This is a genomic window from Vreelandella sulfidaeris, from assembly GCF_042429665.1.
Classification (GTDB): domain Bacteria; phylum Pseudomonadota; class Gammaproteobacteria; order Pseudomonadales; family Halomonadaceae; genus Vreelandella.
The window spans coordinates 1-1,146 of record NZ_JBHMAC010000019.1 but is presented as its reverse complement, the minus strand read 5'-3'; the positions used below and the strand labels follow the sequence as shown (position 1 = coordinate 1,146).

General features: G+C 64.9%; 1 protein-coding gene. It reads right to left on the bottom strand.

From position 1 onward, the window contains the following. On the bottom strand, positions 1 to 1,146 hold a 1,146-nt coding region (locus ACFFLD_RS20190; protein ID WP_386072504.1), incomplete at both ends, for a hypothetical protein.

Below are 1,146 nucleotides of genomic sequence, written 5' to 3'. Positions count from 1 at the left end.
CGATCACCCAGGCGGATCTGGATAACGGTGTCAGCGTTACAGTTACCGATATCAATGCTGGCGACACGGCCCTCAGCGTCACCGCCACGGTCACCGACCCGGCCGGTAACAGCGACACCGCCACCGATAACGGCGTGATCGATGCCACCGCCCCGGCAGTCAGCGTTGCGCTTGAAGACGCCAGTGGCGACATCTACAGCGCTGACGAAATCAGCAACGGCGTCAATGCCACGGTCACGCTCGGCGCGGGCACCGCAGTGGGCGATACCCTGGTGGTCACCGACGGCAAGGGCAACGAACTCCTTAACCGCCCAGTTTCCCAGGCGGATCTGGATAACGGTGTCACCGTCACGATCACCGATATCGACGCAGGCGACACCGCCCTCAGCGTCACCGCCACGGTCACCGACCCGGCCGGTAACAGCGACACCGCCACCGATAACGGCGTGATCGACGCCACCGCCCCGGCGGTCAGCGTTGCGCTTGAAGACGCCACGGGCGACATCTACAGCGCCGACGAAATCAGCAACGGCGTTAACGCCACGGTCACGCTCGGTGCGGGCACTGCGGTGGGCGACACCCTGGTGGTCACCGACGGCAAGGGCAATGAGCTCCTTAACCGTCCCGTCACCCAGGCGGATCTGGATAACGGTGTCACCGTCACGATCACCGACCTTGAGGCGAGCGACACGGCGCTCAGCGTCACCGCCACGGTCACTGACCCGGCCGGTAACAGCGACACCGCCACCGATAACGGCGTGATCGACGCCACCGCCCCGGCGGTCAGTGTGGCGCTTGAAGACGCCACGGGCGACATCTACAGCGCTGACGAAATCAGCAACGGTGTTAACGCCACGGTCACGCTCGGTGCGGGCACCGCGGTGGGCGACACCCTGGTGGTTACCGACGGCAAGGGCAACGAACTCCTTAACCGTCCCGTTACCCAGGCGGATCTGGATAACGGCGTCAACGTCACGATCACCGATATCGACGCAGGCGACACCGCCCTCAGCGTCACCGCCACGGTCACTGACCCGGCCGGTAACAGCGACACCGCCACCGATAACGGCGTGATCGATGCCACCGCCCCGGCGGTCAGCGTTGAACTCGAAGACGCTACGGGCGACATCTACAGCGCCGACGAAA